Genomic DNA, 19,808 nt, shown 5'->3' on the forward strand with positions numbered 1-19,808 from the left:
TGTTCCCGGAGACCGTGGAGTCTCTGGGTTTCTGGTCATGGCGGACGTTCCTTTCCGGGCCGCACCATGCGGCACCTGAGCGTCAGTCGCAGGCTGGAGCGGAAAGGTTCATTGCAAAACGGCGGCTGGGTCTGTTTGCCATTTCACAGAAGCGGCGACTAATTCCTTGCGTCAGGCAACTGAGGATGGAAACAGCCTGGCGCGAAACACCGACCGGCTTACTTACCGTCAGTGCCGGCTTCTGCTAGCGTCATCCCAACCCTGGGGGGTATCATGACACGCAGGCACTTCGTTCTGTTACTGGCCGCGCTTTTTCCATGTGCGTTGCCGGTTCATCAATCCGTGGCCAAGACCCTGGTCTACTGCACAGAGGCCAGTCCGGACACGTTCGACCCGGCGCTCGCTTCGGGCACCCGCGACGCCTCCGCCACCACGCTCTACAACCGCATCGTCGAGTTCGAGCCGGGCACCACCAAAGTGCGCCCCGGCCTGGCGGAAAAATGGGAGGTTTCCAACGACGGTCTCACCTACACGTTCCATGTGCGCCATGGCGTGAAGTTTCACACCATCGAGGGTTTTGCGCCGAGCCGCGACTTCAACGCCGACGACGTCCTGTTCACCCTGGACCGTCAGGAAAATGCGCAGAATCCGTTCCACAACTATGCTAACCGCCCCTACACCTACTTTGACGGCATGGGCATGCCGCGCCTCGTTGCCAACTGGCGCAAGCTCGACGATTACACCGTCGTCATGACGCTCAAGGCGCCGCATTCGCCGATGCTTGCCAGTCTGGCGATGGATTTTGCCTCGATCGTTTCAAAGGAATATGCCGACAGGCTGCTGGCCGAAAAACGGCCGCTCGATCTGGCGGTGAAGCCGGTCGGAACGGGTCCGTTCCAGCTCGTCGACTACCAGCAGGACGCGGTCATCCGCTACAAGGCCAATCCCGACTATTGGCGCGGCCGGCCGAAGATCGATGATCTGGTCTTCGCCATCTCCACCGACGCCAACGTCCGCATGGAGAAGCTGCGCGCCGGCGAGTGCGATGTCATGCCTTATCCCAATCCGGCCGATCTCGAGGCGATCAAGGCGGCGCCCGGCATCAAGGTCATGCAACAGGAAGGCCTGAACACCGGCTATCTCGCCTTCAACACCTTGCAGAAGCCGTTCGACGATCCCCGCGTCAGAAAGGCGATCGACATGGCCATCGACAAGAAGGCGCTTGTCGACGCGGTGTTCCGCGGCACCGGCAAGGTCGCGCGCAACCCGCTTCCGCCGACCTCCTGGGCCTATGACGCGTCGACCCCCGACGCTGTTTTCGATCCGGCTGCTGCCCGGCAGGCGCTCGCTGCCGCCGGCGTCAAGGATCTGCATATGAAGGTCTGGGCGATGCCGGTGCAGCGTCCGTACAACCCGAATGCGCAGCGCATGGCCGAAATGATCCAGTCGGATCTGGCAAAGATCGGCGTCACCGTGGAGGTCGTCACCTATGAGTGGGTAGAGTATCTCGCCCGCTCAAAGGCACTCGACCGCGACGGCGCCATGCTGTTCGGCTTCACCGGCGACAATGGCGATCCCGATAATTTCCTTTCGGTGCCGCTCGGTTGCGCCGGTGTCGGTGCCACCAATCGCGCCAATTGGTGTTTTCCCGCCTTCGACGAAGTGCTCAAGCAGGCAGCCGGGATCGTCGATCCCGATGCCCGGACAAAGCTCTATGCCAAGGCGCAGCAGATTTTCAGGGAACAGACACCTTGGGTGGTGATCGCCCATTCGGTGGTGTCGGTACCGATGCGCGAACGCGTCAAGGGCTACGTGATGGACCCTTTCGATCATCACGACTTCTCGAGTGTCGACGTCCAGGACTAGCGTGCCGTCCATGCGCGCGGATCTCGATGTTTACGTGGAGAGCCTGGGCAATTTTCGCTCAGGCGAGGAGTATTCCGTCCAATCGCTGCTGCCCTATCTGGAACAGGCTGGCATGACGGTGCGCGTGCTCGACCGCCCGGCGCTGGAGGACAGGGCGCCGGCGGCTCTGTTGCACATCGACCTGACCGTGGTGCCGCAACTCTACCACGAGATCCCTGAGCTCTACGACCGCACCATCAACGGCCGTGCGCTGTCCATCCACCGGCACCTCTATTCGACGCTGAGGCTGAAGGCCGGCGACAGCCATTCCGGTCCGGTCGTCGTCAAGACCGTGCTCAACAGCAAGGGCCGGCCTGAACTGCGCTGGCAGCAGTACCGCAACGGCTGGACACGGGCGGCGCATTTCGTCCGCAAGACCTTCGAGCCCGGCTATAAGCAGCGCCTGTGCCCACCCTATCGCGTCTACGAGACCATGGGGCAGGTTCCGGCGGAGTTCTGGTCAGACGATCGGCTGATGGTCGAGAAGTTCGCCTTCGACAGCCTCGACCTGCCGATCGTCAAGCATCGCTACATGTTCCTGCTCGAAGCCGAGGTCAATATGCGGCAGGTCTACAACGATGTGCTGTGCGCCGGGTCGAAAATCCTCAGCAACGAAGAGGGCGGCGCCGTTCCGCCGGAGGTGAGGGCGCTGAGGCAGCGGCTCGGGCTCGATTTTGGCGCCATCGACTACTTCATCGTCGACGGCAACGGCATCGTCGTCGACGCCAACAAGACCGTCGGCTCCAACCCCGACTGGCTGAAGCAGAACCGCTTCCGCCAGGAATTCAACGATCGCATGGGAGCGGCGCTGATGAAGTTCGTCCGCGGCTGACAAGGCAGGCTGTCACCAGACCCACGCGCCCTTGCCGAGCGCCGATACTGCGTCGACGATCCGGGTAAAGCTGGCGCGCGCCCGGCCGACCGTGTGCCTGGCCCTGAGATAGCCATGCACCAGCCCCGGTTCCTCGAACCAGATGGCGCGCCCGCCGGCCGCAACGATGCGGTCGCGATAGGCCTCGCCGTCGGATGACAGCGGATCACACTCGGCGGTGATCAGCACCGTCGGCGGCAGGCCGGAGAAATCGGTGTCGGCCAGCGGGGCCAGCGTTGCGTCGCCGCTACGGTCCCCACCGCCGGTGCGGATGTGCTTGTAGAAATCGAGGTCGCGCACCGTCAGCATCGGCGCCTCGGCGTGAGCCGCATAGGAGGCGCCCGAGCGGTCGCCGCCAAGGCCGGGATAGATCAGCACCTGGCCGATCGGTTTTCGCAGATGGCCGCGCGTCGCGTGGCTGACCGCAGCGGCGAGATTGCCGCCAGCGCTGTCGCCGCACAGCAGTATGGGACGCTCGTAGGTTGCCGCTGCCCATTCGAAGGCGCTGATGACGTCATCGAAGGCGGCGGGGTGGCGATGCTCGGGCGCCAGCCGGTAGTCGACGGAGACCACCTCATAGCCGGTGCGGGTACAAAGATCGGCGCAGACATCGTCATGGCTGTCGAGCCCGCCAAGGATGAAACCGCCGCCATGGAAATACAGCACCATCGCCGCCGCCTTGTCCGATGCCGGCGTGCGATAGATGCGGATCGGGATGTCGTGCGTGGGCGTGGCAATGGCCGAGGTTTCGACTGTCACGCCCTTGGGATAGCCGGCAAAGAACTCGCGGCACATGCGGTCATAAATGCTGCGTTGTTCGGCGATCGTGTAGTCGATCGTGTCCGGCGGATAATAGGAATTGGTCTTCTCGATGAAGGCCCAGGTCTCGGCGTCGATGAGGATTTTGTAGTCGGTCATGAAACTCCTTTACCTCCCCCTGGATGGGGGAGGTCGCCGCGAAGCGGCGGGTGGGGGTGGCGGCGCGTCACCCCACCCCGGACCTGCGGTCCGGCCCTCCCCATCAAGGGGAGGGTGAAGAGGCTATTTCCCCTTCCACACCGGCTCGCGCTTTTCCGCAAACGCGCGAAAACCCTCCATACCGTCTTCGGAGCCGTAGAGGGCATCGACCGTCGGCAACTGGCGGCGCGTCACCTTGTTCATTGCATCCTGGAAGGTGAGCGCCTCGGCGACGCGCGCCGTCTCCTTGATCGCTGCGAACACCAATGGCGGGCCGCTGGCCAAGAGCCTCGCGATTTCCCAGACGCGGTCCTCGAGCTTTTCCTTGGGCAGCACCTCGTTGACCAGGCCCCAGCGATGCGCCTCGGCGACATCCATCCAGCGGCCGGTGAGCAAAAGGTCCATGGCGACGTGATAGGGGATGCGCTTCGGCAGCTTGATTGTCGCCGCATCGGCCAGTGTGCCGGCGCGGATCTCGGGCAGCGCGAAGGAGGAATGGTCGGAAGCGTAGATGAGATCGCAGGACAGCGCCAATTCGAAACCGCCACCGACCGCCATGCCGTTGACGCAGGCGATGACCGGCTTGTTGAGGTCGCGCAGCTCCTGCAGGCCGGCAAAGCCGCCGACACCATAGTCGCCATCGACGGCGTCGCCGCCGGCCGCGGCCTTCAGGTCCCAGCCGGCGCTGAAGAACTTGTCGCCGGCGGTCTTGACGATGGCGACGCGAAGCTCCGGATCGTCGCGGAATGCCTTGAACGTCTCGCCCATCAGCCGCGAGGTCTTGAGGTCGATGGCATTGGCCTTCGGCCGGTCGAGCGTGACCTCGAGGATGGTGCCCTCGCGGCGGGTCGAAATGACATCAGACATTCTTCTTCTCTCCCAGCACCAGCAGCGCGTCGGCGATCCAGGCGCCTTTGCCCTCGGTGCAGACGATCAGCGGGTTGATGTCGAGTTCCTCGATCTCGCCGGCATTCTTCTGCACGAAGGCGGCAATGCCCGAAATGGCCTCGATGGCCGCCTGGACATCGGCCTTCGGCCTGCCACGATAGCCCTCGAGCAGCGGGAACAGTTTCAAGCGGCGCAACGCCGCCTCGATGTCGTCGCGCGTCGCCGGCAGCATCAGGGTGACGCTGTCGCGCAACAGCTCGACCAGCACGCCCCCGGTGCCCAGCGTCATGACGGCGCCGAACATCGGGTCGCGGGTGAAACCGACGATCAGCTCGGCGACGCCGTCGCGCACCATGCGCTCGACATAGAGCCCGGTGCCGAGCGGCAGCAGATCGTGCGCCGCAGTGCTGACGGATTCGGCGTCCTTGAGGCTCAGCCTGACAGCGCCGACTTCCGACTTGTGGGTCACGCCGAGCGCCTTCAGCGCTACCGGGAAACCGAGCGCCATCGACGAGATGACGGCCTCGACCGCATTGGCGGCGCGTTCGCCCTTCGGCACCGGCAAACCGGCCTTGATCAGCCGCTCCTTGGCTTCGGCCTCGTCAGGCGTCACATGGCCGCCTTCGGAAGCGCCCGCGGCCGATGTGTCGATGGGCTGCGCCTGCGGCTCGGCCCAGGCCCAGCCGATGAAGGCTGCTGCGCCTGCGGCGTCCATCGCCTCCGAAATGCCGAACAACGGCACCATGCCGCGTGCCATCAGCCCGGCCGTGTATTCCTCCGGCAGGTTCTCCGGCAGCGAGGAGACGATCGCGCCTTGCGCCGAATTGGTCTTCAGCGCCGATTCGAAGGCGCGCAGCGTCGCCCACCAGTCGGTGTCCGAGCAGCGGTCGGGGCGCGGGAAGTCGAGCACCAGCATGTTGAGGTCGAAGCCGCCCGACACCATGGCGGTGAAGGTGGCGGTCATCGCCGGCTCGTTGTTCCAGATGAAGGTGTGGTAGTCCAACGGATTGGCGACAGCCACCAGAGGCCCGAGCGTCGATTTGACATGCCGCCGGTGCTGGTCGGTCAGGACAGGGAAATTGACCCAGCGGCCTTCGGCGCTGTCGGCCATCACCGATGCCTCGCCGCCCGAGCAGCTCATCGACGACAACCGGTAGCCGGGCAGCGGCCCGGTGATGTGCAGCAGCTTCAGCGCCTCGATGAAGGCCGGGATGGAATCGACGCGCGCAATGCCGAGCCGCCGCAGGAAGGCGCCGGACGCCGCATCGGAGCCGGCCAGCGAGGCGGTGTGCGAGACGGTGGCTTGCCGTGCCTGTTCGGAGCGGCCGACCTTCATGGCGATGATCGGTTTTTTCAGCTCGCGCGCCCGCGCCGCCAGCCGCTCGAAGCCGGCTACCGAATCGAAAGCCTCGATGTGCAGGCCGAGCGAGGTGACGCGGTCGTCCTCGATCAGCCCGAGCGCCATTTCGGACAAGCCGGTCTGTGCCTGGTTGCCGGCAGTCATCAGGAAGGCGATCGGCAGGCCGCGCTTCTGCATCGTCATGTTGATGGCGATGTTGGACGATTGGGTGATGATGGCGACGCCTTTGCCGCCCTCGGGCAGCCTGATGCCGCCGTGCTGGTCGGGCCACAAAAGCGCGCCGTCGGCATAGTTGATCAGGCCGTAGCAGTTCGGCCCGATGATCGGCATTTCGCCGGCGGCATCGACCAGTTCGGCCTGCAACCGCTCGCCATCCGCGTCATAGGCCTCGGTTTCGAGGAAGCCGGCGGCAAAGCAGACGGCGCCACCGGCGCCGCGCTCGGCCAGCGCCTTGACCACCTCGATGGAAAGATGCCGGTTGACGCCGACAAAGGCGGCATCGGGTGCTGCCGGCAGTTCGGCCACCGAACGATAGGCCTTGCGACCGGCGACCTCGTCCTTGGTCGGATGCACCGGCCAGATTTCGCCGGCAAAGCCCATCTTGATCGACTGTGCGACGACGGCGGCGGCCTGCGCCCCGCCGAACACAGCAATCGACTTCGGGCGCAGGAGACGTTCGAGTTTATGCATGGCCATCTTTTCGTTTGAGCATGATCTTCTCCCCAAAACCGGATCCCGGTTTGGCGTCCATCATGCTCTAAGCTCCGAACGGACGCAGCAGCGCCCGCGAAATAATATGTCGCTGAATCTCCGAAGTGCCTTCCCAGATGCGTTCGACGCGGGCGTCACGCCAGATGCGCTCCAGCGGCAGATCGTCCATCAGCCCCATGCCGCCATGGATCTGGATCGCCTCGTCGGCGACGAAGGCGAGCATTTCGGTAGCCTTCAGCTTGGCCATGGCCATGTCCTGATCGGTGACGCTGCCCTGATCGTACTTCCAGCCGGCCTCGAACACCATCAGGTCGGCGGCCTTCAATTCGGTCGCCATGTCGGCGAGCTTGAACGACACGCCCTGGAACTTGCCTATCTGCTGGCCGAACTGCTGGCGCTGCGCGGAATATTCGATGGCGTGGCCGAGCGCCCGCTCGGCGCGGCCGAGACAAGTGGCGCCCACCTGCAGGCGGGTGGCGCCGAGCCATGAATTGGCGACTTCGAAGCCCTTGTGAACCTCGCCCAGAACCTGGCTCGCCGGCAACCGGCAATCGTCGAATTCGAGAATGGCGTTGGTGTAGCCACGATGGGAGACATTGCGATAGCCGTCGCGCACCGTGAAACCCTTGGTGCCCTTGTCGACGAAGAAGGCGGTGATCTTCTTGCGTCTTCCACGCGCAGTTTCTTCCTCTCCCGAAGCCATGAAGACGATGGCGAAGTCGGCGAGATCGGCGTGCGATATAAAGTGCTTGGTGCCGTTCAGCACCCAATCGTCGCCATCCTGTACGGCGGTCGCCTTCATGCCGCGCAAATCGGAGCCGGCGCCGGGCTCGGTCATCGCAAGGCAGTCCCATTTCTCGCCGCGAATGCAGGGGAACAGATACTTTTCGCGCTGTTCCGGCGTGCCGGCCAAAAGGATGTTGGAGGGACGTGCGACGCAGGTCCAGTGTAGCGCGTAGTTGGCGCGGCCAAGCTCCTTTTCGTAGAGCAGCCAGGTCACCGTATCGAGACCCGCGCCGCCGACATCGGCCGGCATGTTGGCGGCATAGAGACCGGCCTCGATCGCCTTGACCTTGATCTCCTCGATCAGCTCACGGCGCAGCACGCCGGTGCGCTCCACCTCGCGCTCATGCGGATAGAGTTCGTTTTCGACAAACGCCCGCGTCGTCTCGACGATGAGCTTTTGTTCCTCCGACAGACCGAAATCCATGGGGTCAGCCCTTCTTCTTTTTCTTCGGCTTTTCGGCCTTCTTCACCGGCTTCGAAGCCTTGGCTTTTTCGGCCGCCTTGGAGGCGGTCGGCTTCTTCGCCGCCAGCTTGGCCAGTTGCTTGGTATAATCCTTGTGCAAGGCGCCGGCACCCCAGCCCTTGCCTTTGTTCTGCTTAGACAGCGCGTCCATGATGGCGACCAGATTGTCGTCGCGAATTTTTTCCAACTCGCGGATCGACAGGCCGTGGGCCTGGTCATCCGACTGCGTGGCGATCAGATCGACCAGCTCGTCGTTGAATTCCGGCACGTCCATCAGCTTGGTCCACGGCCATTTCAGGCACGGCCCGAACTGGGCCATGAAGTGGCGCATGCCGGCTTCGCCGCCGGCGACGCGATAGACCTGGAACATGCCCATCTGCGCCCAACGCAGGCCGAAGCCATAGCGCATGATGTCGTCGAGTTCCTCGACCGTGCAGATACCGTCCTTGATCAGCCACAGCGCCTCGCGCCACGCCGCTTCGAGCAGGCGATCGCCGACGAAGGCCTCGATTTCCTTGCGGATCACCACCGGCTTCATGCCGATCGAGGCATACATCTCCTTTGCGACCTCGATCGCCTCGGGAAAGGTCTGTTCGCCGCCGACGATCTCGACCAGGGGCAGGAGATAGACCGGGTTGAACGGATGGCCGACGACCAGTCGCTCGGGATGCTTCTTCATCGCCACCTGCATGTCGGTCGGCTTGATGCCGGAGGTCGAGGAACCGACAATGGCATTGGCCGGCGCATGGGCGTCGATCTCGGCCAGCACCCGGTGCTTGAGGTCGAGCCGTTCCGGCACGCTTTCCTGGATGAAATCGGCGTCGGCAACCGCCTCGGCGATGGTCTTGGCGAAGGTAAGCTTGCCCTCCTTGGGCAGGCCGCCGGGCACCATTTGCTTGTAGGCGCGGCGCGCGCCTTTCATCACTTCCGAGACCTTGCGCGACGCCTCCGGATCGGGATCGAAGATCGACACGTCGATGCCGTTGAGCAGCAGCCGCGCCACCCAGCCGGCGCCGATGACACCGCCGCCGATGGCGGCTGCCTTGTTGATGATGCTCATGCGGAAGCTCCGGTTCTTGTCTTGGCTGTTTGGGAATCTGTCAGAGGCACGCGCTCGCCAGCGCGGATGACGGAGGGGTCGTAGGCCTTGCGGGCAAAGACTTCGAGCACGAAGGGCCGGAAGAAGTCGATCGGCAGCGTCTCGTAATCGGGGTCGAAGCTCGACTGGTCCCAGCGTTCGCAGAACTGGTCGCAATCGTCGAAATAGGCATGGCCGGCGAAGCGGTCGCGGGCATGGCGGTTGCCGCCGAGATGGTGGGCGTAATAGAGGCGTTGGAAGTCGCCATGCTTTTCCACCACCCAGGTGCATTGCTCGCGCACGAAAGGCTTCAGGATCGAAGCGGCGTATTCGTCGTGATTATAGGGCGCGTAGATGTCGCCAATGTCGTGCAGCAATGCGCAGGCGATCCAGTCGGTGTCGGCGCCATCGCGCCAGGCCCGCGTCGCCGCCTGCAACGAATGGCCAAGCCTTGTGATCTTGTAGCCGGACAGGCCCTCGTCAAGCTGGACCAGCGCATCGAGCAACCGCTCGCCGGTTTTCGCCGCATAGTCGATCTCATGCGCGGTCAGGAACTCGTAGTCGTCCCTGTCGCCATCCTTCATCGCGGTGAATTTGACGGTTGTCATCTCCGCACCCCCCAAATTACGCGGCGATCGGCGCCCGCTTGGTCAGGTTGAGCTTCTTGCGCACTTCCTCCGGGCCCAAAATCCTGGCGCCGAGATTGGTGACGATGCTGGCGGCGCGCTCGACCAATTGCGCGTTGGTTGCCAGCACGCCCTTGTCCAGCCACAGATTGTCTTCCAGCCCGACGCGGACATTGCCGCCGGCCAACACCGCTGCGGCGGCATAGGCCATCTGGTTGCGGCCGATGGCGAAGGCAGACCAGTTCCAGGTCGACGGCACATTGTTGACCATCGCCATGAAGGTGTTGAGATCGTCCGGCGCACCCCACGGCACGCCCATGCAAAGCTGCACCAGGGCGTCCGGCTTCAGCACCTGTTCCTCGACCAGTTGCTTGGCGAACCACAGATGGCCGGTGTCGAAGGCCTCGATCTCCGGCTTGACGCCAAGCGCCGTCATCATGCCGCCCATGGCGCACAGCATGCCGGGCGTGTTGGTCATGACATAGTCGGCCTCGGCAAAGTTCATCGTGCCGCAATCGAGCGTGCAGATCTCCGGCAGGCACTGGCGCACATGTTCCATGCGGTTGGTGGCGCCGCCCATGTCGGTGCCTTTTTCGTTCAGCGGCAGCGGCGCTTCCGGCGAGCCAAACACCATGTCGCCGCCCATCCCGGCGGTCAGGTTCAGCACCACGTCGACATTCGCGTCGCGGATGCGCTCGGTCACTTCGCGGTAGAGATGGACGTCGCGACGCGGCTTGCCGGTCTCGGGGTCGCGCACATGGCAGTGGACGATGGCCGCTCCGGCCTTGGCCGCGTCGATCGCCGAATCGGCGATCTGCTTGGGCGATCGCGGCACATGCGGGGAGCGGTCCTGCGAGCCGCCGGACCCGGTCACGGCACAGGTAATGAAAACCTCACGGTTCATCGCGAGCGGCATCGGTCTCTCTCCCAAATTCGATCAGACCCTAACAATGACCGACTTGCAGGAAACTGTTTTGCGTTTTACGAAGGCGCCATGATCAAAAGCGAAAAACCAACGATCTTTCGCGCCGAGCGCTCGCCGCTCAGGGTAACACTGTTGGTGTTTTCCGGCTCGTCGATCATGTGCGTCGCCTCAGCCGTCGATCCGCTGCGCGCCGCCAACCGCATCGCCGGCGAGACGCTGTTCGATTTCAAATTGGTCTCGGTCACCGGCGAGGCGCCGGTCACCACTTGCGGCCTGCCGGTGGCGGTCAGCGGCCGCTTCGATGCGGCGGAGGTTACCGACGTGCTGGTCGTCGTCGCCGGCTTCGGCACCCAGAACTATGCCACCTCTGCGCTGCTGTCGGGTCTGCGCCGGGCGGCCCGTGTGGCCCGCGCCTGCGGCGGCGTCGAAGCCGGTACCTGGCTGGTGGCGCGCGCCGGCCTCTTGGAAGGGCGCAGCGCCACCACGCACTGGGAGGATATGGAGGATTTTTCGTCGGCCTTTCCCGGCGTCGATGTCCGCCCCGACCGCTATGTCATCGACGGACCGGTCTTCACCTCGGGCGGGGCGTCACCGACCTTCGATCTGATGCTGCATCTCATTCGCACCCGGCTCGGCATGGCCGTCGCGCTCGATGTCGCCAGCGTCTTCATCTACGATCAGGCCCGCGCGGCAACCGACGCGCAGCCGCTGGTCTCGCTCGGCCGTCTCGACGGCTACGATCCCAGGCTGGCGCAAGCCATCCGGCTGATGGAATCGCATGTCGACCAGCCGCTGACCATCGCCGCGGTGGCCAAGCGCGCCGGGGTGACGGCGCGAACGCTGGAAAGCATCTTTCGCAAGTCGATCGGCGAGACGCCCGGCGCCTACTATCTCAGGCTGCGGCTGGGGGCGGCGCGCCGGCTGGTGGTCGACACGCGCGTGGCCATGGCCGACATTGCCGGGCGGACCGGATTTTCGTCCGCCGCGGCATTTTCCAGAGCGTTTTCAAGAGCTTTCGGCGAAGCACCCGTCAGGTTGCGCCGAGGTTAGTTCCAGTGAACTACGCGGCGTTCCGACGATCGCCGCCATTGTCGATGTGTGAGCGCATCTGTCTCGCCAGACGCACTTCGAACCGGCTGCTGACCGCGCGGTCCCATTCGTTTTTCACATCGTCGGTCGGTCTCGGCAACGCCATCAGCCGATCGATGATCGATCCGGTCTCACCGGATGAGAGCAGGGCGTCGATTTCGCGTTCATGCTGCATATCGGTTCGCCTCCTTCCTTTTCACCCGCCACAGGAGCCGTCTTATACGACTTCCGTGACGGCTGTTTGAAGGCAAGAGCGAGGTGATTGAGGGGCGGCCTAGGGCAAAACCTTGTCGTCGGATACGACGTCGCGCAAACCAGTTCCGGGGCGGCAGGGTGTTATCCGGCCGCCCCTTGAGTCGTACGAATCGGCTTTCCGAACTCAGACGTAGCGGTTGACGATGTTTTCCAGCAGTTCCTGGCGGCCGGACTTTGGCTGCGGCTCGATCTTCTTCTTGACCACGCGCTCGGCGATCTCCTCCAGCGTCCGCTTGCCGGCGAGCATCGCCTTGGCCTCGGCCGAGTTCCAACCGGCATAGCGTTCGGCCAGCGGACCCGACAGCGCCTTGTCCTCGACCATGCGTGCGGCGGCCTTCAGCCCGCGTGCGCAAGCGTCCATACCGCCGATATGGCCGATCAGCAGATCCTGCGGGTCGAGCGACTGGCGGCGCAGCTTGGCGTCGAAATTGGTGCCGCCGGTCTTGAAGCCGCCGGCCTGCAGCACCTGGTAATAGGCCAGCGCCATCTCCGGCACATTGTTGGGGAACTGGTCGGTGTCCCAGCCCGACTGGTAGTCGTTGCGGTTCATGTCGATCGACCCGAAGACGCCGAGCGCATTGGCCAGCGCCAGCTCGTGCTCGAAGGAATGGCCGGCGAGGATGGCGTGGCCCTGCTCGATGTTGAGCTTCACTTCCTTCTCCAGCCCAAAGCGCTTGAGGAAGCCGTAGACCGTGGCGACGTCGTAGTCGTACTGGTGCTTGGTCGGTTCCTGCGGCTTCGGCTCGATCAGGATGGTGCCCTTGAAACCGATCTTGTGCTTGTAGTCGACGACGAGGCTGAGGAAGCGGCCGGCCTGCTCCTGCTCGCGGCCAAGATCGGTGTTGAGCAGCGTCTCATAGCCTTCGCGCCCGCCCCACAGCACATAGTTCTCGCCCTTCAGCCGCTTGGTGACGTCGATGCAGCTTTTCACCGTCGCCGCCGCATAGGCGAAGACATCCGGATCGGGATTGGTGGCGGCACCCGACATGAAGCGGCGGTTGGAGAACAGGTTCGCCGTACCCCAGAGCAGCTTGACGCCGGTCTTTTTCATCTTATCCGCGAAATAGTCGGCGATCTCGTCGAGCCGCGCGGCACTCTCGGAGAAATCCTTGCCTTCCGGGCGCACGTCCGCGTCGTGGAAGCAGAAATACGGCGCGCCGAGCAGCGAGAACATCTCGAAGGCGACGTCTGCCTTGAGCTTCGCCAGTTCCATCGTGTCGACGCCACCTGCCTTGGGGAACCAGGGACGGTCGAAGGTCTGGCCGCCGAAGGGATCGCCGCCCGGCCAGGCAAAGGAATGCCAGTAGGCGACGGCAAAGCGCAGATGGTCTTCCAGCCGCTTGCCGGCGACGACTTCGTCGGGGTTGTAGAACCGGTAGGCCAGCGGATTGGTCGAATCCGGCCCTTCATACTTGATCGTCTTGATGTCGCCGAAAAATCCGCTGCTCATGATTTTTTCCTCTCTCGAATAGTTCGCCCTGATTACCTCAGGCGTAATTGGTTTCGTTCTTCCGCTGGCCGAAAAGGGTCATGTCAAAGCCACTCAACGAAGGAGACAAACCATGACCGACCTCAACACGATCGCCCAGAACTACATCACCGCCTGGAACGAGAGCGATGCGGACCGCCGAGCGGCCTTGCTCGAGGCGACCTTCACCGAAGATGTCAGCTATCGCGATCCGCTGATGCAGGGCGACGGCCATGACGGTGTCGCCGCACTCATCGACGGTGTGCAGCAGCGCTTTGCCGGCTTCCGGTTCTCGCTGAAGGGCACGCCGGACGGTTTCGCCGACACGATCCGCTTCTCGTGGAATCTCGGGCCCGACGGCACGGACTCCGTCATCGAAGGCACCGATATCGGCGTCATCGAGAACGGCCGCCTGAAGAGCGTCACCGGCTTTCTCGACAAGGTGCCGGCGCAGTGAGCCGCGAAGCTGCGGCGTGGGCGAGAAACCGCTCACGCCGTGGCGCCTTTGATCGCCGGGTAGAGCGCCCGATAGCGCTGATAGGCATCAGCGTAGGCGCCGCCGAGCTTGGCATCCGGTTCGATCGTGGCATCCGTCCTGGGTGCGGAGCACACGGCCAGCGGATCAGCACCCGTCGCTGCAATCAGCCCAAGCCTTGCCGCACCAAACGCAGCACCAAAATCGCCGTCGGCCGGAATGTCGACAGGCACCTGCAGCGCGGTTGCAATCGCCTTCAGCCAGTAGCGCGAGCGCGAACCACCGCCGATGGCTGTCACGCGCGTCAAGGTCGTGCCGGCCTTGGCCAGCGCTTCGAGACTGTCACGGAAAGCAAAAGCAACGCCTTCGAGCACCGCTTGCGTCAGCACTGCGCGGCTCGATTCATGCGCCAGGCCTGTGAACGAGCCGCGAATGGCGGAATCATTGTGCGGCGTACGCTCGCCCGAGAGATAGGGCAGGAAGGACACGCCGGTCGGCGCTTTAAGCGTCTCGCCGAGTTCTGATGTCAGCTCGCCGGCGCCCTTTCCTGATATCTCCGACAGCCAGTTGAGCGAATCGGTCGCCGACAGGATGACGCCCATCTGGTGCCAGGTGTTTGGCAGCGCGTGGCAGAATGTGTGCACAGCACTTGCCGGGTTGGGCAGATAGGCGGCGTTGGCGGCAAACAGCACGCCCGACGTGCCGAGCGAGACGAATGCATGGCCGGCACCCACCGTGCCCATGCCGCAGGCCGAGGCCGCATTGTCGCCGGCGCCGCCGGCGATCGGAATGCCTGACGCCATGCCCCATTTCGAGGCCAGTTCGCTGCGCAAGCCGCCGGCCTTCTCAGTGCCCTCGACCAGCGACGGCATCTGCTTTTCGTCGAGCGAAGTGGCTGCAAGGAGTTCGGCCGACCAGGCGCGCTTGCCGACATCGAGCCAGGAGGTGCCGGCCGAATCCGACATTTCCGAAATATGCTCGCCGGTCAGCCAGAGCCGCAGGAAATCCTTCGGCAACAGCACCTTTGCCACCTTGGCGAAGATGGCGGGCTCGTTGTTCTTCACCCAGGCCAGCTTGGGCGCGGTGAAGCCGGGGAAAACGATGTTGCCGGTCAGCTTGCGAAAGCGCGGGTCGGCGTCGAGCGCGGCGGCTTCCGCATGGCTGCGCGTGTCGTTCCACAGGATGCAGGGGCGCAGCACCTGATCGCCGGCGTCGAGCAAGGTGGCGCCATGCATGTGGCCGGACAGGCCGATGCCTTTGACCGCGGCAAGCTCTTTCGGATGCGAGACCTTCAACTCGGCGATTGCCGCCTCGCAGGCGCGGGTCCAGTCGGCGGGGTTCTGCTCCGACCAGCCGGGATGCGGCCGCGACACGTCCAGCGACGCATGGCCGGAACCGATGACAGTCTGCCCGGCATCGATCAGCAGCGCCTTGACGCCCGACGTACCGAGATCGAGCCCGAGATACATGTTTTCCTCCCCATGCCGGTAATTTTTTCGGGTCTCGAAAAAATCTGGCTTGGCCAGTTTTTAAAACAAGATCCGCTTCGGGTCAATTCTCTGACAATTCGGCGGCACGCCGGGAAAACAGTGCCGATAGCGGACTGTCCGGTCGCGCCAGCGCGCGCTCCGCCGCGAGCGCCCGCGCCAGGGCTTGGTCGCCCGACCGCAGCGCCGCCTCGATCAGCGTCAGGTCGATAACATCGCGCTGGGCATGGCTGCCGCCGAAGCGGTGGGCAATCGCCCGGATGGGCCGGATCAGCCGCACCGTCTCGGCATAATTGCCGTCGCCGAACGCCTTGATGGCAAGCGTCAGCGGATGGCCGACATCCCGGGTGAAGGCGGCGTTGTCGTCGTCGGCGCGCATTGCCTCGCGCTGGGCTTCGAGCAGGGTCTTGGCCGGCGCCTCCAGACCGCCGCCGACAAAGGCCATCATCGCGTGCGCATCGTTGAACGCGTAGTCGCCGGCACCGGCCTTGGGCCAGTTGGCGGCGAGCGCTGCCCAGCGGTCGCCAACATCGGCGCCGCCGAGATGCAGCCGCCACAAGATTGCCGAGGCATCGACCATGTTGAGCGCCATCGTCGACGGCGTGCCGTAGATCGGGCCGTCATAGAGCGCCAGTACCTCGTAGGTCTCGCCGAGATCGTAGTGGAACAGGGACAGATGCCACCAATTGTGCACCTGCAGGAAGCTTTCCTTGGTCCACGCTTCGGGGTTGGCGCGCATCCAGGCGATGCCATCCTTTTGCCGGCTCTGCATTTCCATGACATGGGCGACCGCATGCTGCGCCCAGCCGTCGCGCGGCTCGATCTCGACAGCCGCGCGACCGAGCTTTTCGGCGCGCGCATAGTCCCCCATCTCCTCCAGCCCGAAGGCCTGCATGCCTAGGATGGCGTGGTAGCCCGGCATGCCGCTTTGCCAGGAGGGCAGCGCGCGGCCGATCCGGTCGCGCAGCATACGGGCGTTACCGGTGAAGAAGTCGATCTGGTGGCCGGTCTGCAGCGCCACCATGTCGAGTGGAAACTCGATTGAGATGTCCTCCAGCATACGGGCGGCGTCATGCCAGCGGCCACCGGCGAGGTGGCCAAGGGCAGCGACATGCGCCTGCTCGCGCGCCGCCGCGGCAAGCGGCAACGCCGCCTGGTGACAAGCCTTGGCCACTGCCGTCGCCTCGCGCTCGGTGGCGAGGCCGAACAGATAGCCCTTGAACACATGCGCCATGACGAAATCGGGATCTTGCGCGATGGCGCGGTCGACGGAGCCGACCGGGTCGCCGATGAAGCACTGCAGCTCGCGCACCGCCTGGCTGTAGGGCGAGAACCCGGCCTCTGTCGCGCCTGAAAACGTCAGGCCGAATGCATCCCTGACTGCCATGTCTCGTCCTCTGGTTGGCTTTCCGGACTCTGGGTCCAATGCGATCATAAAGCATGGGCCACAGGCGCGCCAACCATGCGCTGCACTGGTCTGCTCCAGTATCTTTCGCAATTCATCAACCATGAGCTGCAGATTAGGCTTTGTAAAACCGGATGAACTGTGGCTTCATCGCGGCATCGGGCGGGGCGCTTGAAATCGCGAATAGACGAGGGCGCGATGCGGCACCTGTGGGGAAAGCTTCCGAACCACCATTCGGAAGACAAGCAGGAAACGGTTGCTTTGCCTTGGCGAAAGCCATCTCAAATGCATCTCTGGTATATTAGAATATTTGCAATTACCGCGCTGACGTTTCTGCCCAATTCCGCAGCCTTCGCCGCCTGTGTGCTGGTTCCATCTCCGGGAAACAACAATTTCATCTGCGACAGCGGCAATTCGGGCGGCAGCCTCACCGATACTGGCGGCGACAACACACTGACTTTTCCAACCAGTGGCACCGGGCAGATCAGCGGCAACGTCACTTTCGGCGTCGGCACCGACCGCATCGACATGCAGTCCGGCACCATCACCGGCACCGTCGATCAGGGCGGCGGCACCGATTTCTTCACCATCGGTGCCGGCGCTGTCGGCGGCAATGTCCAGCAAGGCGCCGGCATCGACGACTTTGCCATGAGCGGCGGCCAGATCGGTTCGCTCAACCAGGGTGACGGCCTCGACACGTTTACGATGACGGGCGGGCGCATCGTCGATTTCTTCGACGATGGCGACCGCGCGGTGATGACCGGTGGCCGCATCGGCCGCGTCAACATGAAACTCGACAAGAACTACTTCAACATGTCCGGCGGCATCATCGACCGCAACCTCGTCACCGGCTTCGACGAAGACACGGTCATCCTCTCGGGCGGCACCATTGGCGGCAACATCAGCGTCAGCGGCGGCAATGACAGCGTGACGGTGACCGGCGGCGCCATCGGCGGCGACGTGCTGATGAGTTTTGGCGCCGACAATTTCGTCTGGAACAATGGCGGCATCATCTATGGCGCGGTCGACCTCGGCGGCGACAACGACACTGCTAGGCTGAGCAATCTCACCAACGCCAATCTCGGAGCAACCGATGCGCTGAACGGTGGCCTTGGCACCGATGCGCTGACCTTCGACAACGTCAAGCTCGATGGCATCGCCAGGGTGCAGAACTGGGAGACCATCAACGCCACCGACGACACCGAACTGACGCTGGACGGCAATCTGGTGCTTGGTGACAGCGGCACGGGCACCGGTGCGCTCAACGTCGATGCGGCCAGCACACTGTTCGGCAGCGGCTTCAACGCCTCGATCCAGGCCTTTGCCGCGGGCCAGCTGGCGTCGGTCAGCAATGCCGGGCGCATCGATCTGACCAACGGCAGCACCGGCGCCACCGACCGGCTGACGATTGCCGGCAACTATGTCGGCCTCGGCGGCTTGCTGCTCATCCAGACCGAACTGGGCGATGATTCCTCCGCGTCGGACAGGCTTGTCCTGTCCGGCGGCACGGCCTCCGGTTCGACCGGCATTACGGTGGTCAATTTCGGCGGCACCGGCGCCTCCACGACGCAGAACGGCATCATGGTCGTCCAGGCGGTCAACGGCGCCACCTCGGGCGCCGCCACCTTCGCGCTCGATGCGCCGGTCGCCGCCGGCGCCTTTGAATATTACCTGTTCAAGGGCGGCGTCACCGCCGGCACCGAAGAGAACTGGTACCTGCGCTCGACGCTGAACACGCCGGCTCCACCCGCGCCGGCGCCACCGGCGCTCGAACCGACACCGCCGCCGGAGCCTGAGCCGCCGGCGGTGGAGCCTCCACCGCCGCCGCCATCCGAACTGCCGCCGACGCCGCCGCCGACCGAGGGCGACATCAACAATCCGCCCGTCGATCCGACGCCGCCGGTGCAGGCCGGCGATCCGGAACCCGAGCCACCACCGCCACCGCCACCGGCGCCGCCGGCGGATCCGCCGCCCCTGCCGCCGCCACCGCCAACGGAGGTACCCGACCTTCCGGTGCCGACGCTGCCCGGCCCGCCGCCCTTGCAGCCCGACCCGCCGACACCTGGCGCAACGCCGGTGCAGGCATCCGAGATCCTGCTCTATCGCATCGAGGTGCCGGTCTATTCGGCGGTGCCGCCGGTGGCCGAGCATCTGGCGATGGCGACGCTTGGAACCTTCCATGAGCGGCGCGGCGAACAGAGCCTGTTGTCGAACACCGAGCTGTCGCCGGTCTGGGGCCGTATCTTCGGCCAGGACGCCAAGATGGCATGGTCGGGAACGGTTTCGCCGTCCTTCGACGGCACTGTGTTCGGCCTGCAGGCCGGCTTCGATGTCTTCGGTCGGGAAGCCAGCTCAGGCCAGGTCGACCGCGCCGGCCTGTTCATCGCCTATGGCAGCATGAATGGCGACGTGCGCGGCCAGGCCCTGGGCTGGAACAATCTGTCCGTCGGCGGCATCGACCTCGGCGGCACCAGCATCGGCGGCTACTGGACCCGGATCGGCCAGAGCGGCTGGTATCTCGATGGCGTTCTCATGGGCACCTTCTTCAGCGGCTCGGCCACCTCGTCCCGCGACATCGGCCTCGATGTCAGGGGAACCGGCCTCACCGCATCGCTCGAAGGCGGCTATCCGATTGCGCTGGCTCAAGGCTGGACGCTCGAACCGCAGGCGCAACTGGTCTGGCAGCATTTGTCGCTCGACGACGCCAGGGACAGCTTCTCCGCGGTTTCCTTCAACCTCGACGACAGCCTGAACGGCAGGCTGGGCTTGCGGCTGCAAGGCGAGACGACGCTGAACGGCATCGCGCTGCAGCCTTACCTCAAAGCCAATCTCTGGCACGATTTCGGCGGCACCGATCACGTCAATTTCGGCGGCACCGATATCTCGACCGAAGGCAAGTCCACCTCGCTCGAATTCGGCGGCGGCGTCGTCGCCAGGGTGTCCGACAAGGTCAGCATCTTCGCCACCGGCGACTACACCACCAATCTCGGCGGCGACAAGCGACGCACCCTCGAAGGCAATCTCGGCTTCAGCGTCAAATGGTGAAGGAGGCGAGTACT

Annotated in this window: 16 protein-coding genes; 5 read left to right on the forward strand and 11 right to left on the reverse strand. The window is 64.3% G+C overall.

Annotation, left to right across the window (positions count from 1 at the left end; genetic code table 11):
• The first annotated feature begins 273 nt into the window (after positions 1-273).
• Positions 274-1,866: an ABC transporter substrate-binding protein gene (locus AC1DXU_RS18555; RefSeq protein ID WP_477371215.1), complete on the forward strand. Its 1,593-nt coding sequence runs from the start codon at positions 274-276 to the stop codon at positions 1,864-1,866.
• Positions 1,867-1,876: 10 nt separating this feature from the next.
• Positions 1,877-2,737 carry a hypothetical protein gene (locus AC1DXU_RS18560; protein ID WP_477371218.1) on the forward strand — a complete coding sequence of 287 codons (861 nt, stop codon included), beginning with the start codon at positions 1,877-1,879 and terminating at the stop codon, positions 2,735-2,737.
• Between the two features lie 12 nt (positions 2,738-2,749).
• Here AC1DXU_RS18560 and AC1DXU_RS18565 read toward each other — a convergent pair whose 3' ends face one another.
• From AC1DXU_RS18565 to bcoG, 7 genes are all read right to left on the reverse strand, one after another.
• On the reverse strand, positions 2,750-3,694 hold the full coding sequence (locus AC1DXU_RS18565; protein ID WP_477371221.1) for an alpha/beta hydrolase: 945 nt from the start codon (positions 3,692-3,694) through the stop codon (positions 2,750-2,752).
• Between the two features lie 123 nt (positions 3,695-3,817).
• Positions 3,818-4,600 (reverse strand): carnitinyl-CoA dehydratase, encoded by a 783-nt coding sequence (locus tag AC1DXU_RS18570; protein ID WP_477371223.1) that lies wholly within the window; start codon positions 4,598-4,600, stop codon positions 3,818-3,820.
• The gene (locus AC1DXU_RS18575) at positions 4,593-6,671 is read right to left on the reverse strand and encodes an acetate--CoA ligase family protein (RefSeq protein ID WP_477371226.1); all 2,079 of its coding nucleotides are present in this window, start codon (positions 6,669-6,671) and stop codon (positions 4,593-4,595) included. Before AC1DXU_RS18575 ends, AC1DXU_RS18570 begins: the two co-directional genes overlap by 8 nt.
• 67 nt (positions 6,672-6,738) lie before the next feature.
• Positions 6,739-7,902: an acyl-CoA dehydrogenase family protein gene (locus AC1DXU_RS18580; protein WP_477371229.1), complete on the reverse strand. Its 1,164-nt coding sequence runs from the start codon at positions 7,900-7,902 to the stop codon at positions 6,739-6,741.
• A 4-nt stretch (positions 7,903-7,906) separates the two neighbouring features.
• Positions 7,907-9,001, reverse strand: coding sequence for a carnitine 3-dehydrogenase (locus AC1DXU_RS18585; protein ID WP_477371232.1), 1,095 nt, complete (start codon positions 8,999-9,001; stop codon positions 7,907-7,909).
• Entirely contained in the window at positions 8,998-9,627 is a 630-nt protein-coding gene (locus tag AC1DXU_RS18590) for an HD domain-containing protein (RefSeq protein WP_477371235.1), read from the reverse strand. The genes AC1DXU_RS18585 and AC1DXU_RS18590 overlap by 4 nt, the downstream gene beginning before the upstream one ends.
• A 16-nt stretch (positions 9,628-9,643) precedes the next feature.
• Complete coding sequence (gene bcoG / locus AC1DXU_RS18595) at positions 9,644-10,561, reverse strand: 3-dehydrocarnitine:acetyl-CoA trimethylamine transferase BcoG (RefSeq protein ID WP_477371238.1); 918 nt, start codon at positions 10,559-10,561, stop codon at positions 9,644-9,646.
• A gap of 78 nt (positions 10,562-10,639) precedes the next feature.
• Here bcoG and AC1DXU_RS18600 point away from each other — a divergent pair, with 78 nt between their 5' ends.
• Positions 10,640-11,620 (forward strand): GlxA family transcriptional regulator, encoded by a 981-nt coding sequence (locus AC1DXU_RS18600; protein ID WP_477371241.1) that lies wholly within the window; start codon positions 10,640-10,642, stop codon positions 11,618-11,620.
• A gap of 10 nt (positions 11,621-11,630) precedes the next feature.
• On the opposite strand, the gene AC1DXU_RS18605 is transcribed toward AC1DXU_RS18600, so the two are convergent.
• A complete protein-coding gene (locus tag AC1DXU_RS18605) occupies positions 11,631-11,834 on the reverse strand; it encodes a hypothetical protein (RefSeq protein WP_477371244.1) in 204 nt (67 codons plus the stop codon).
• 204 nt (positions 11,835-12,038) lie between these two features.
• A complete protein-coding gene (gene xylA / locus AC1DXU_RS18610) occupies positions 12,039-13,364 on the reverse strand; it encodes a xylose isomerase (RefSeq protein ID WP_477371247.1) in 1,326 nt (441 codons plus the stop codon).
• Between the two features lie 112 nt (positions 13,365-13,476).
• Between xylA and AC1DXU_RS18615 the strand changes: the two genes are divergently transcribed.
• Positions 13,477-13,839, forward strand: a complete 363-nt coding sequence (locus AC1DXU_RS18615; RefSeq protein ID WP_477371250.1) for a nuclear transport factor 2 family protein — start codon at positions 13,477-13,479, stop codon at positions 13,837-13,839.
• Positions 13,840-13,871: 32 nt separating this feature from the next.
• Here AC1DXU_RS18615 and xylB read toward each other — a convergent pair whose 3' ends face one another.
• Positions 13,872-15,326 carry a xylulokinase gene (gene xylB, locus AC1DXU_RS18620; RefSeq protein ID WP_477371253.1) on the reverse strand — a complete coding sequence of 485 codons (1,455 nt, stop codon included), beginning with the start codon at positions 15,324-15,326 and terminating at the stop codon, positions 13,872-13,874.
• An 82-nt stretch (positions 15,327-15,408) separates the two neighbouring features.
• Positions 15,409-16,731: a tetratricopeptide repeat protein gene (locus AC1DXU_RS18625; RefSeq protein ID WP_477371256.1), complete on the reverse strand. Its 1,323-nt coding sequence runs from the start codon at positions 16,729-16,731 to the stop codon at positions 15,409-15,411.
• 303 nt (positions 16,732-17,034) lie between these two features.
• Here AC1DXU_RS18625 and AC1DXU_RS18630 point away from each other — a divergent pair, with 303 nt between their 5' ends.
• The gene (locus AC1DXU_RS18630) at positions 17,035-19,794 is read left to right on the forward strand and encodes an autotransporter family protein (protein ID WP_477371259.1); all 2,760 of its coding nucleotides are present in this window, start codon (positions 17,035-17,037) and stop codon (positions 19,792-19,794) included.
• The last annotated feature ends 14 nt before the right edge of the window (positions 19,795-19,808 follow it).

It is taken from the genome of Mesorhizobium sp. P3_A10, assembly GCF_056403175.1.